Genomic DNA, 12,629 nt, shown 5'->3' with positions numbered 1-12,629 from the left:
TGCAATAACTACGCAACAAGGAATTAACCGCCGATGCAAGCGCTTAACACCACCAGTTTGACCCTGAGCGACAACCGACTTTGGATCCTCGACCAGCAGGCTTTGCCGCAGGAAAAACAGTGGCGGACCTGCGACAGCGTGGAACAGCTGGTTGATCATATTCTCACCTTGCGGGTGCGGGGTGCGCCGCTGATCGGCCTGTCTGCCAGCCTGTTACTGGCTCTGCTGGCAGAGCGCGGCTTACCGCGTGAGGAACTGGAGCAGGCGCTGATCACCCTGCGCGCCTCACGACCGACGGCGGTCAACCTGATGAACAACCTGGACCGCATGAAGCTGGCACTGGCACAACCGCACTGGGTGCCGGCAATGGTGGAAGAAGCGCTACGCCTGGTGGAAGAAGATCGTCAATTGTGCGATCGCATTGCCGATCACGGCGCCGAGCTGGTGAAACCCGGCAGCCGCCTGCTGACCCACTGCAATACCGGGGGTCTGGCAACCGCCGGCATTGGTACCGCTATCGGCGTGCTGTTGCGCGCTCATCAGCAGGGCAAGGTGCAGCAGGTGTGGGTCGATGAAACCCGCCCGTTATTGCAGGGTGGCCGATTGACCGCCTGGGAACTGGGTGAGCTGGGCATCCCCTACCGGCTGATTTGTGACTCCATGGCAGCCAGCCTGATGGCGCAAGGCCAGGTGGATGCGGTGTGGGTGGGTGCAGACCGCATCGCCGCTAACGGTGACGTCGCCAACAAGATTGGCACTTATAGCCTGGCAGTACTGGCGCACTATCACCGCATTCCGTTCTACGTCGCGGCCCCGCACACTACGCACGATCCGCACTGTCCGAATGGTGCCGCAATCCCTATCGAGCAGCGTGCCGCAACTGAAGTGACCGGTGTGTCCGGCAGTTTTGGCTCTTGCCAGTGGGCCCCTGCCGATGCCCAGGTTTATAACCCGGCGTTTGACGTGACGCCCGCGGCGTTGATTAGCGGTTGGGTGTTCGACAGCGGCGTGATCACGCCACAGCAGGTCAATGAAGGGATTTTCCAGCGGGCGTTAGGTTAACACCCGCATCGTAGCGGTCAGTCTAGGCGCGGGTAGGCATCGGCGATGTTATCGCCGGTGAAATGCGCTACCCAGCCTTCCGGGTTATCGAACACCCTGATAGCAGTGAAATTCGGTGCCGAACCCATATCGAACCAATGGCGGGTATCAGCCGGCACCGAGATCAGATCGTTCTTCTCACACAGGATCTGGAAGATCTTGCCATCCAGATGCAGGCAGAACAGCCCGGCCCCTTCAACAAAGAAACGTACTTCATCTTCGCCGTGCGTGTGTTCGGATAAAAACTTGCTGCGCAGCACTTCACGCTGGGCATTATCCGGACGCATGCTGATCACATCCCAACTCTGGTAGCCCTTCTCCGCCACCAGCCGATCGATTTGCTGCTGATAGGCGGCAATCACCGTCGCCGGCTCCGGGTTTTCACCCAGTTCACGGTCCGCCTGCCAGCGCTCAAAACGAACGCCAATTTGCGCCAGTTGCTGCTGGATGGCCTGCGCGTCGCGGCTCTGCCACAGTGGCTGCTGCGGCTCTTTATCACTGAAAATAGTCAATCCACTCATGAGGCAAACTCCCCTAAATCGATATGATCAAAACGGTTAACCTGCGGATGTTGACTCTGGTTATCGGCGTCATCGCGGATCAGTTGGCAGGTATGCCAACCTGCGGCACGAGCGGCGTCCAGCTCTTGATGAATGTCGGAAAGGAATAACAGCTGGTCAGGGACGATACCGATTTCACTGGCGATATTGCGGTACGAAGCGGTTTCACGCTTGGCACCGACGTGGGTATCGAAATAACCGCTGAACAGCGGCTGTAAATCCCCGGCGTCGCTGTAGCCGAACAGCAGTTTCTGCGCCTCCACCGAGCCGGAAGAATAGACGTACAGCTTCAGCCCCTGCAATTGCCAGGCGGCCAGTTGCTCAGCCACCTCCGGGTACAAATGCCCGCGAAAATCGCCGTTCTGGTAGCCGCTGCGCCAGATGATGCCTTGCAGCGCCTTCAGCGCGGTAGATTTACGGTCTTCATCCATAAAGCGGTACAACGCGGTAATCAGTTGCTCGATATCCGCCTGCGGCTGCTCAAGTTCCTGGCGCAAAGCGGCCAGCGGGGCGGCGACTTCGGCCTCTCCAGCGTGCTGACGGAGAAAGGTCGCCAGGCGTTCGCGTGCATAGGGGAACAGCACCTGATGGACGAAACGGATATCGCTGGTCGTGCCTTCAATGTCGGTAACAATGGCGCGGATCATTTTGCCTCCAGTAAACGGCGTTGTAGTTCGCACTGGAACAGGAATTCCAGCCCTTCAAGATGACGACGTGCTTCCGCGACCTGGTGGCCCCAGCAATACAAACCGTGGCCGCGCACCAGAAAACCGTACTGCAGCGGCGTGACTTCGGCATGGGCCGCCACGCGCGCCGCTAAACGCGGGATATCCTGGTCGTTATCGAAAATCGGGATCACCACGCTGTCCAGATGCGAACTCTGGCCGCCGAGGGATTTTTGCATCTCATAGCCCTGCAACACCAGTCCATCGCTGCGTTCAACCCGCGACAGCACGGTCGCATTCACCGAATGCGTATGCAGCACCGCACCAATCTGCGGATATAGCCGGTAAATCAGGGTATGCAGACCGGTTTCCGCCGACGGCGTGCGGCCGCTCGGCACATGGTTGCTGGCGGTTTCCACCAGCAGGAAGTCAGTTTCGGTCAGGCTGCCTTTATCCTTACCGGATTCGGTCACCAGACAATGCTGGTCATCGAGACGCAGCGACATATTGCCACCGGTCGCCGGGCACCAGCCCTTTTCACCAATCCAGTGACAGGCAGACAATAGCGCTGTAAGTTGCGGATTTTCGGTCATTATCGTTTCCCGGTCTGTAAGGTCATCTGCAGGTGAAGCTTAGAATGATTTGATTAATGGTTAGATTTTTTCTTCATTTAGCCATCTAAGCGTCTTGATTGCCAAATACTAACATCGTGTTATATTGACGGCAACATAAGCGCCAGGAGTATTAGCCTGCTATGAGCACTTCAGCATTGATTCCCGAAAGTAAACTGCCCGCGCTGGGCACCACCATTTTCACCCAGATGAGTGCGCTGGCGGCGCAGCATCAGGCGATCAACCTGTCGCAGGGCTTCCCCGATTTCGATGGCCCGGACTACCTGAAAGAACGTCTGGCCTGGCATGTCAGCCAGGGCGCGAACCAATATGCTCCGATGACCGGTGTCGCCCCACTGCGTGAGGCCATCGCCGAGAAAACCGCCGCCCTGTACGGCTGGCTGCCGGACGCCACTAACGAAGTCACCGTCACCGCGGGTGCCACCGAGGCGCTGTTCGCCGCTATCAGCGCGCTGGTACGCCCTGGCGATGAAGTGATCTGCTTTGATCCCAGCTACGACAGCTATGCGCCGGCGGTGACCTTATCCGGCGGCACGCTAAAACGTATTGCGCTGCAACCCCCGGCGTTCAGCGTCGACTGGCAACAGTTTGCTGAGTTGCTGTCACCCCGCACCCGGCTGGTGATCCTCAATACGCCGCACAACCCTTCCGCCACGGCCTGGCAGGCGGAAGATATGCAGCAACTGTGGCATGCCATTGGCGATCACGAGATCTACGTGCTGAGCGATGAAGTCTACGAGCACATTTGTTTCGCCAAGGGCGGCCACACCAGCGTATTGGCGCACCCACAGTTGCGTCAGCGCGCCATCGCCGTGTCTTCCTTCGGCAAAACCTTCCACATGACCGGCTGGAAAGTGGGTTACTGCGTGGCTCCGGCCGCGCTGAGTGCGGAAGTGCGCAAGGTGCACCAGTACCTGACCTTCTCGGTCAACACCCCGGCCCAGTTGGCGCTGGCGGACATGCTGCGCAGCGAGCCGGAACACTGGCAGCAATTGTCGGCATTTTATCGCGCCAAGCGCGATCGTTTTGTGCAGGCGCTGTCCAACAGTCGACTGGAAATTTTGCCCTGCGAGGGTACATACTTCTTACTGGCCGATTACAGCGCCGTTTCCGATTTGGACGACGTGGCATTCTGCCATTGGTTAACCGAGCACGTTGGCGTGGCGGCGATCCCGCTGTCGGTCTTCTGTGCCGATCCTTTCCCTCATAAATTGATCCGGCTGTGCTTCGCTAAACAGGATGCCACGCTGGATGCGGCTGCGGAGCGGTTATGTCGACTTTAAAAATTACCCTGTTGCAGCAACCTTTGGTTTGGCGCGATGGCGAAGCCAACCTGCGTCATTTTGATGCGCTGCTGGCGCCGTTAAGCGGCCGAGACCTGATCGTGCTGCCGGAGATGTTTACCACCGGCTTTGCTATGGATGCCGGGGAAAGCGCACTGCCGGAACAGCAGGTCGTCGACTGGTTGCACGGCTGGGCAAGTAAAAGTAACGCCCTGGTCGGCGGCAGCGTAGCGCTGAAAACTGCCGAGGGCGCGGTTAACCGTTTCCTGCTGGTCGAGCCGAACGGCCGGGTGCATGCCTACGATAAACGCCATCTGTTCCGCATGGCCGGCGAGCACCTGCACTATCAGGCTGGCAAACGGCGTGAAATTTTCGAGTGGCGCGGTTGGCGAATCCTGCCGCAGATCTGTTATGACCTGCGTTTCCCGGTGTGGTCCCGCTATCAACAGGATTACGATCTGGCACTGTACGTCGCCAACTGGCCGGCACCGCGCAGCAAACACTGGCAAACGCTGCTGGCAGCACGCGCCATTGAGAACCAGGTGTTCGTGGCCGGCTGCAACCGCGTCGGCGAAGACGGCAACGGCCTGAACTACAGCGGTGACAGCCTGATCCTCAGCCCACAGGGGGAAACATTGGCCCAGGCAGAACCCGGTGCCGCCGCACGGCTGGACGCCGAACTGTCGCTGGAAAACCTGCAAAGTTACCGCAGCGCCTTCCCGGCCTGGCGTGATGCCGACAGCTTCCTGCGCCACGATTAATCCTTCCGGGCGCGGTCCGCTGCGCCCGTTGTTTCAGGAAAGCTCCTCTTCCACCGCGTTTTCTTCTTTGGCACCAATAGGGTTAAACAGCAGGTTCAGCAGCAACGCCACCAGGCAGGAAGCGCTGATACCGGAATGCAATAAGGTACGCACCCAGTTCGGGAACTGATCGTAAAAGGTCGGCATCACGATCGGGATCATACCGAAGGCAATCGCCGTCGCCACCACCACCAGATTCATATTGTCCTTGTAATCCACCTTTGCCAGGGTGCGGATCCCGCTGGCAGCCACCGAACCGAACAGCACCACGCCTGCGCCCCCCAAAACCGGCAACGGAATACAGGCCACCAGCCGCCCCAGTACCGGCAGTAACCCCAGCAGCACCAAAATGGCCCCTCCGGCGCTGACCACAAAGCGGCTCTTCACGCCGGTGATCGCCACCAATCCAATGTTCTGGGCAAACGAGCTTTGTGGGAATGAGTTGAACACTGGCGACAGCGCGCTGGACAGCATATCAGCGCGCAGGCCATTGGCTATGCGGCGCGCATTCACCGGCGAACCGACGATCTCGCCAACCGCCATCAACCCGGCGGTGGTTTCCGTCAGCAACACCAACACGATCAACAGCATGGAGAGGATCGCGCTCAGTTCGAAGGTCGGCCAACCGTAGGCGAAAGGCTCGGGGAATGCCAGCCATGGCCCGCTGCTTACGGCGGTAAAGCTTACTTTACCCGCCAGCACGGCGACCACGCAGCCGACCGCCATCGCCAGCAACACCGACAGCCGTTTTAGCGCCGGAGAGCCGACCTTGTTCAGCAGCAGAATCACCACCAGCGTGAAAGCCGCCAGGCCAATATTTCCGGTTGATCCCCAGTCTGCCGCCCTGGCGTTGCCGCCCATGGCCCAGCGCACCGCCACCGGCATCAGCGACAGCCCGATCACCGTCACCACGGTACCGGTGACCACCGGCGGGAAGAAGCGGATAATTTGTGAGAAGAACGGCGCGATCAACAACCCAATCAGCGAGGCGGCAATCACCGCACCGAACACCGCCGGCAACCCGCCATCGCCGGTCACAATCGTCACCATGGTCGCCACCCCGGCAAAGGACACGCCCTGTACCAGCGGCAGACGCGAACCGAAGCCGGGTGCCCCAAGGGTTTGCAACAGCGTCGCCAACCCGCTGACAAACAGGGCTGCCGTCACCAGCATGCCAATCTGCGGCGCGCCTAACCCTGCGGCCGACCCGATGATCAGCGGCGGTGCGATAATCCCGCCGTACATGGTCAGAATATGCTGCAAGCCGTAGGCGAAGGTCTTTGCCAGCGGCAGTTTTTCATCTTCCGGGCAGCACGAAGCCGCGCCCTTATCCTGAGACAGAGCCATAGGTACCTCGTCAATGCGGGTTAACCGCTAAGGGCGTTTAACTGCCCCGGTAGGTTGAGTAGGAATACGGGCTGATGAGCAGCGGTAAATGGTAATGCTGCGCCGCATCATTGATGACAAAATCGATAATTGCCGTGGCATACAAGGTTGCACGCCGGTCAGCGGCAAAGTAAGCGCCGAGATCGGCAGACAGACGGTAATGCCCGGCAGGCAGGCTGTCAGGGGTTAGGTCACGCGCACGGCCGTCGGCATCGGTATGGCTTTCTGCCAGGGTTCGCCACTGCCCGTCCTGTTGCTGCTCCAGCCACACCCGCACGCCCGCAGCGGGTTTACCGAGTGAGGTGTCCAGAATATGGGTGCTGATATTACTCATCGCTCAGTAACTCCTTAAAACGCAGCATCACGATTTCACGCAGTTGTTCGGCGGTTTCCTGCCGTTCCTGCTCCGCACTGTTATTCAATCGCCGTTGTAACTCACGTAAAATACTCTGACCATCGCGACCGGCGGCACGGATCAAAAATACCTGACCAAATTGCTGTTCATAGCGTCGATTCCCGTCCCACAGCACTTCGGTCAGCCCAGCATCCTGCGCGTTGACCGCCGCTTGCTCACGCTGTGAAAATTGCGCCTCTTGCCCCTGGCCCTTGGCACGTTCACCGATACGCGGGTGCTGCGCCAATGCCTGGCTGATCTCTTCCGGCTGCCAGCGCAGTGCCGCTTGCCAGGCCACCGCCAGCGCGGCGTCGATGCTGCTGAAGGGCCGCGCTACTATCACCGCCGCGATCCAGGCCGCAATATCCACGCAGGGCCGCAGTAAACGCTCCGCTTCCGCCTGCGGCAATTGATTAAATCGTTGCAGACTCATCAGGCCTCCTCCCAACCGCTAACCGTCTGGCAGTAAGCCTGGATCGCCAGCGCCACATCGGACTGGCTGACGGCTTCGGCCGGATGGTGGCTAATGCCGCGATCGCAGCGGACAAACAGCATCCCCACCGGCCAACAGGCCGCTACGGCAATCGCATCGTGCCCGGCGCCGCTCGGCAACGCCATACTGCGCCCCTGTACCGCCATCACGCTCTGCTGCCAGCGCTGTTGCAAATTTGCATCACAGGCCGTTGCATTTATGCGGTAAAACTCTTCACTGTCAAAACGCAGTCCCCGACGGGTACAGATCGCCTGCGCCTGCTCCAGCAACTGCGTCAACAGCGCTGCCAGCGGGCCATCTTCCGGCCCGCGTACATCGAGGGTCAGTTTGACTTCACCGGGGATCACATTGACCGCCCCCGGCAGGCTTTCAATTCGGCCAACGGTAGCCACCAGGTGCCGATCGCTGGCCGAGGTCATTGCCTCTACTGCCACCATCCATTCCGCCGCCGCCGCCAGCGCGTCTTTACGTTGCCCCATCGGCACGGTACCGGCATGGCCTGCCTGGCCGGTAAAGGTACAGTTAAGCCGACGGGCGCCGTTAATCGCCGTCACCACGCCCAAAGCCAGATCGGTCGCCTCCAGGCAGGGCCCTTGCTCAATATGCAGTTCCAGATAGCCGCAGATATCACTTTGCGCGCGTCGCGCTTCGCCAACCGCCGCCGGATCCAGCCCAAACTCACGTAACGCCTGTGCCACGCTCATGCCATCAGCATCGGTGCGTTCCAGCCAATCCGCCGGCCACTGTCCGGTAATGCCCCGGCTGCCCAGCAGCGCGATACTAAAACGCGTGCCTTCTTCATCTGCAAAGCCAATCACCTCAACCGCCACCGGCAAACGCCGCTGCTGTCGATGCAAATGCGCCACCACTTCCAGCGCGGTCAACACGCCGAGCATGCCGTCATAGCGCCCGGCGTTGCGCACCGTGTCCAGATGTGAACCCAGCAGCAACGCAGGCGCATCTGGCGTTTGGCCTTCATAGCGGCCACAAAGGTTACCGACGCTATCCTGCCAGACCTTCATGCCAATAGTGCGCATCCAGTCACCCACCAGTTGGTTGGCGCGTTGATGTTCCGGCGACAGGTAAACCCGCGTCAACTGGCCCGGCGTAGCGCTGATCGCCGCCAGCGCATCGCAGCGGGCCATCACCCGAGCCGCAGCCTGCTCCGCCTCCTGGGCGGTTAACAGCGCCACCATCAACGACTCCCGTCGTCGTAGGTATTCCAGGCCGCCTGCAGCGCTTCACCCTGTTTGCTGGCGAAACCCAGCCGGTTCAGCACCGCTTCCAGCGCGGTGAGGGTCTGCAGCACGCAGTCTTTACGCGCGTTGTAACCCATGGTACCGATGCGCCAGATCTTGCCCTGCAGCGGGCCGAACGAGGTGCCGATCTCAATGGCGAAATCGTTCAGCATCATCTGACGGACCTGCTCGCCGTGCACCTGTTGCGGGATCACCACGCCGAGCACGTTATTCATGCGGTTATCAAGATCGCCGAACACTTCCAGCCCCATGCCCTGAATGCCGGCCAGCATCGCCGCACCGTGCAATTTATGCCGGGCGATGGTGTTATCCAGCCCTTCTTCCAGGATCACCCGGGCGCATTCGCGTGCGGCAAACAGCATGCTGGTGGCTTCGGTATGGTGATTCAGACGCTCCGGGCCCCAATAATCCATGATCATGCCGAGATCGAAGTAGTTGGAGTAGATCATTTCGTCGTCACCATCCGCGTGGTCGAGGGTGCGAATGCCCTGCTCTACGCATTTGCGGCGGCGAACGATCTCTTCAAACTGCGGGCTGAGAGTGACCGGCGAACTGCCCGACGGGCCACCCAGACATTTCTGCAGGCCGGCAGAGACCGCATCCAGCCCCCAGGCATCGGTTTCCAGCGGGTTGCCGGCAAACGAAGCGGTGGCATCGGTGTAAAACAGCACGCCATGGCGGCGGCAGATATCCCCCAATTCCGCCAGCGGCTGCAGCATAGTGGTAGAGGTGTCGCCTTGCACCGTCAACAGCAGGCGCGGGCGTACCTTCTTGATCGCGTCTTCAATCTGGTCGGCAGTGAATACCTCGCCCCAGGGCACCTCTATGGTGTGCACTTCGGCGCGGCAGCGGCGGGCTATCTCACACAGCAGATGACCGAAACGCCCAAACACCGGTACCAGCACCTTGTCGCCAGGGCGGATTGAAGAGACCAGCATCGCTTCGATACCGGAGCGGGAAGTGCCGTCTACCAGCAGCGTCCAGCGGTTTTCGGTGCGGAACAGCGCGCGATACAGCTCCATCACCTGATTCATGTAACCGGTCATCGCCGGATCGTACTGACCAATCAACTGGCTCGACATGGCGCGCAGCACGCGCGGATCCGCGTTGATCGGCCCCGGCCCCATCAGCAGGCGGGCAGGTGGATTAATCTGATCGAATTGGGTGATATCTAACATGTTGATTCCTTGCCAGCTTAATAACTTAATAGACTTGGTGGCATCAGTGCTCAGACAGGCCGCGAACCGATGCAATAAACTGTTTTAATTCCTGCGTTTGCGGATTGGCGAACAGCGTGCGACTGTCGCCCTGCTCCCATACCTTGCCCTGGTGCATAAACACCACCCGGTCGCCGACCTCGCGGGCAAAGTTCATTTCATGGGTCACCAGGATCAGCGTCATGCCCTCTTTGGCCAGTTGCTCCAGCACCTTGAGCACTTCGCCCACCAGCTCAGGATCCAACGCCGAGGTAATTTCATCACACAGCAAGACTTTCGGGTTCATCGCCAGCGCCCGGGCAATCGCCACCCGCTGCTGCTGTCCGCCGGAAAGGTTAGCCGGTGAATAATGCATGCGCTCAGCCAGCCCGACCTTGTTCAACATCTCTTCCGCCAGTTCACGGCATTCGGCCGGGCTTTTCTTCAGCACCCGACGCGGCGCCAGCATCACGTTCTCCAGCGCGGTCATGTGCGGGAATAAATTGAAGTTCTGGAACACCATGCCAATGGAGCGGCTGATTTCACGGGCCTGTGAATCGCGATCGGTGACGGTCATGCCACCCAGCTTGATACTGCCTTCCTGATAGCCTTCCAACCCGTTGATGCAGCGTAACAAGGTGCTCTTGCCGGAGCCGCTGCGGCCGATGATCGAAATCACCTCGCCCATATCGATATCCAAATCCACGCCCTTCAGCACATGGTTCTGACCGTAATATTTCTGCACCTGATTAATTGTGATGAGCGGCATGGAATTTCTTCTCCAGATAATGACTGTAGCGCGACAGCGGATAACACATCAGGAAATAGCCCAACGCGACCAGGCCGAAAACTTTAAACGGTTGATAAGTGACATTGTTCAGCATGGTGCCGGCCTTGGTCAGTTCGATAAAACCAATGATCGACGCCAGTGCGGTGCCCTTGATCACCTGCACCGAAAAACCGACGGTAGGGGCGATAGCGATACGCACCGCCTGCGGCACAATCACCCGCACCAGGGTCTGACCAAAACTCAGCCCCAGACAGCGCGACGCTTCCCACTGGCCTTTCGGCAACGCGGCAATACTGCCGGACCAGATATCCACCAGAAAAGCGCTGGTAAACAAAGTCAGTGCCAAAGCGGCAGCGGTCCAGGGGCTAACATCAATGCCGAACAGCGCCAGACCAAAGAAGGCCAGGAACAACTGCATCAGCAGCGGCGTGCCCTGAAACAGTTCGGAATAACAGCGGACAAACCGCAACGCCCACTTACGCTTGCTCAGGCGCAGCAATAACAGCGGCAACGTCACCAGGGTGCCGCCAAAAAACGCCGTCAGCGACAGCAGCAAGGTCCAGCGTGCCGCCAACAGCAGGTTGCGCACAATGTCCCAGTCGGTAAAAGTCAGCATCAGCCCTGGCTCCCTAGAAAACGGCGTCCGGCGGCCAGCAACAGCTGGCGCATCAATATGGATAACAACAGGTAAAACAGCGCCGTCACCAGATAGACCTCAAAACTGAGGAAGGTCCGTGACTGGATCAGGTTGGCGGCGAAGGTCAACTCTTCGAACGACACCTGTGACACCACCGATGACCCCAGCATGACGATAATGCACTGGCTGACCAACGCCGGATAAATCCGTTGCAGCGACGGCGGCAACACGATGCGCAAAAATGTCTGGCTGCGGCTGAGACCCAACACCCTACCGGCTTCCCACTGGCCTTTCGGCGTCACCTGAATGCCGGCACGGATGATCTCGGTGCTGTAGGCCCCCAGGTTAATCACCATCGCCAGCAGCGCCGCCTGCCCGGCGGTGAGTTTCCAGCCCAGACTCGGCAGGCCGAAGACGATGAAGAACAGTTGCACCACGAACGGCGTATTGCGCACCACCTCAACGTAAATACCCCAAACGCGGCTGAGCAAGTTGGCCTTGCCGCTGCGGATCGCCGCACCGCAAATACCCAGCGCCACCCCCATCAAGGTAGCCAGCGCCGTCAGCTCGATGGTGGTCAGCAGACCGGCCAGCAATTCGGGCAGGTAAGGCCACAGGGCAGGAAAGTTCAGCTGATAGGTCATCAGGCGCTCCCGTTATGCGCCGAAGTCGGCAGGCAGCGGCGCTTTCAGCCATTTCTCGGACAGGCCATTAAGGGTGTTATCCTTTAACGCCTGCTCAATCAGTTCGTCCACTTTCGCTTTCAGCGCCGGCTCACCCAGACGCAGGCCTACGTAGCAGGGCGAATCTTTCAGCATAAATTTGGCCACCGGCGCTTTGGTCGGGTTCTGCCGCGCTATGGCGCTCACCACCAGGTTGCCGGTGGCGATGTATTGCACCTGGCCGGACAGATAGGCCGACAACGTAGTGTTGTTGTCTTCATAGCGCTTGATTTGTGCGCCCTTCGGCGCGGTATCACTCAGCACCATGTCTTCCACCGCACCGCGCGTCACGCCGATGGTTTTACCGTCCAACTGCGCGGCGTCAGCCAGTACCGACTCTTTCGGGCCAAACACGCCCAGGAAGAACGGCGCATAGATACGGCTGAAGGCGATCGCCTTCTCGCGTTCCGCGTTTTTGCCCAGGCTGGAAATCACCAGATCGACCTTGTTGGTTTGCAGATAAGGTACGCGATTGGCGCTGGTGACCGGCACCAACTGCAACTTAAGTTTCATCTTGTCGGCCAGATACTGCGCCATATCGATGTCATAACCCTGCGGCTGCAGATCGGTGCCCACGGAGCCGAATGGCGGGAAGTCCTGGGGTACCGCCACCCGCAGCACGCCACGCTGCTGGATTTCCTGCAGTTGATCCGCCATCGCCGAAGCGGCCTGCGCCAGCAACAGCACCGCACCTAACGCCACTACCCCGAT

Annotated in this window: 15 protein-coding genes; 3 read left to right on the top strand and 12 right to left on the bottom strand. The window is 59.6% G+C overall.

Translation table 11 applies throughout. The annotated features are described in order from the left end of the window. The first annotated feature begins 33 nt into the window (after positions 1–33). Positions 34–1,062: an S-methyl-5-thioribose-1-phosphate isomerase gene (gene mtnA, locus QOT07_RS04475; RefSeq protein WP_099064931.1), complete on the top strand. Its 1,029-nt coding sequence runs from the start codon at positions 34–36 to the stop codon at positions 1,060–1,062. Between the two features lie 17 nt (positions 1,063–1,079). Here the strand turns inward: mtnA and QOT07_RS04470 are convergent, their stop codons facing one another. Genes QOT07_RS04470 through QOT07_RS04460 form a run of 3 tightly spaced genes read right to left on the bottom strand, consistent with a single transcriptional unit; the run spans position 1,080 to position 2,919 of the window. After that, positions 1,080–1,622, bottom strand: coding sequence for a 1,2-dihydroxy-3-keto-5-methylthiopentene dioxygenase (locus QOT07_RS04470; protein ID WP_099064932.1), 543 nt, complete (start codon positions 1,620–1,622; stop codon positions 1,080–1,082). Beyond that, entirely contained in the window at positions 1,619–2,308 is a 690-nt protein-coding gene (gene mtnC / locus QOT07_RS04465) for an acireductone synthase (RefSeq protein WP_099064933.1), read from the bottom strand. Before mtnC ends, QOT07_RS04470 begins: the two co-directional genes overlap by 4 nt. Then, positions 2,305–2,919: a methylthioribulose 1-phosphate dehydratase gene (locus QOT07_RS04460; protein WP_207976401.1), complete on the bottom strand. Its 615-nt coding sequence runs from the start codon at positions 2,917–2,919 to the stop codon at positions 2,305–2,307. Before QOT07_RS04460 ends, mtnC begins: the two co-directional genes overlap by 4 nt. A gap of 161 nt (positions 2,920–3,080) precedes the next feature. Here QOT07_RS04460 and QOT07_RS04455 point away from each other — a divergent pair, with 161 nt between their 5' ends. Together QOT07_RS04455 and QOT07_RS04450 are read left to right on the top strand one after the other, a co-directional pair. After that, positions 3,081–4,241, top strand: coding sequence for a pyridoxal phosphate-dependent aminotransferase (locus tag QOT07_RS04455; RefSeq protein WP_085115329.1), 1,161 nt, complete (start codon positions 3,081–3,083; stop codon positions 4,239–4,241). Continuing rightward, the gene (locus QOT07_RS04450) at positions 4,229–5,002 is read left to right on the top strand and encodes an amidohydrolase (RefSeq protein WP_099064935.1); all 774 of its coding nucleotides are present in this window, start codon (positions 4,229–4,231) and stop codon (positions 5,000–5,002) included. Before QOT07_RS04455 ends, QOT07_RS04450 begins: the two co-directional genes overlap by 13 nt. A 33-nt stretch (positions 5,003–5,035) precedes the next feature. On the opposite strand, the gene QOT07_RS04445 is transcribed toward QOT07_RS04450, so the two are convergent. From QOT07_RS04445 to QOT07_RS04405, 9 genes are read right to left on the bottom strand one after another with little or no spacing between them, the layout of a single operon-like run. Beyond that, entirely contained in the window at positions 5,036–6,388 is a 1,353-nt protein-coding gene (locus QOT07_RS04445) for a nucleobase:cation symporter-2 family protein (protein WP_283602622.1), read from the bottom strand. A gap of 37 nt (positions 6,389–6,425) precedes the next feature. Beyond that, entirely contained in the window at positions 6,426–6,761 is a 336-nt protein-coding gene (gene uraH, locus QOT07_RS04440) for a hydroxyisourate hydrolase (protein WP_099064937.1), read from the bottom strand. Continuing rightward, positions 6,754–7,254 (bottom strand): 2-oxo-4-hydroxy-4-carboxy-5-ureidoimidazoline decarboxylase, encoded by a 501-nt coding sequence (gene uraD, locus QOT07_RS04435; protein WP_283602621.1) that lies wholly within the window; start codon positions 7,252–7,254, stop codon positions 6,754–6,756. The genes uraH and uraD overlap by 8 nt, the downstream gene beginning before the upstream one ends. Further along, entirely contained in the window at positions 7,254–8,510 is a 1,257-nt protein-coding gene (gene hpxK / locus QOT07_RS04430) for an allantoate amidohydrolase (protein ID WP_283602620.1), read from the bottom strand. Before hpxK ends, uraD begins: the two co-directional genes overlap by 1 nt. Beyond that, entirely contained in the window at positions 8,510–9,751 is a 1,242-nt protein-coding gene (locus QOT07_RS04425; RefSeq protein WP_099064940.1) for a pyridoxal-phosphate-dependent aminotransferase family protein, read from the bottom strand. Before QOT07_RS04425 ends, hpxK begins: the two co-directional genes overlap by 1 nt. A 43-nt stretch (positions 9,752–9,794) precedes the next feature. Next, on the bottom strand, positions 9,795–10,538 hold the full coding sequence (locus tag QOT07_RS04420; protein ID WP_099064941.1) for an amino acid ABC transporter ATP-binding protein: 744 nt from the start codon (positions 10,536–10,538) through the stop codon (positions 9,795–9,797). Then, positions 10,519–11,175: an amino acid ABC transporter permease gene (locus QOT07_RS04415; RefSeq protein ID WP_085115321.1), complete on the bottom strand. Its 657-nt coding sequence runs from the start codon at positions 11,173–11,175 to the stop codon at positions 10,519–10,521. The genes QOT07_RS04420 and QOT07_RS04415 overlap by 20 nt, the downstream gene beginning before the upstream one ends. Beyond that, on the bottom strand, positions 11,175–11,840 hold the full coding sequence (locus QOT07_RS04410) for an amino acid ABC transporter permease (protein ID WP_099064942.1): 666 nt from the start codon (positions 11,838–11,840) through the stop codon (positions 11,175–11,177). The genes QOT07_RS04415 and QOT07_RS04410 overlap by 1 nt, the downstream gene beginning before the upstream one ends. A 12-nt stretch (positions 11,841–11,852) precedes the next feature. Further along, entirely contained in the window at positions 11,853–12,575 is a 723-nt protein-coding gene (locus tag QOT07_RS04405) for a transporter substrate-binding domain-containing protein (RefSeq protein ID WP_488175598.1), read from the bottom strand. Positions 12,576–12,629: the final 54 nt, after the last annotated feature.

Source organism: Serratia proteamaculans (genome assembly GCF_949794035.1).
Classification (GTDB): Bacteria; Pseudomonadota; Gammaproteobacteria; order Enterobacterales; family Enterobacteriaceae; genus Serratia; species Serratia proteamaculans.
This window is presented reverse-complemented; position numbering and strand designations above follow the sequence as displayed.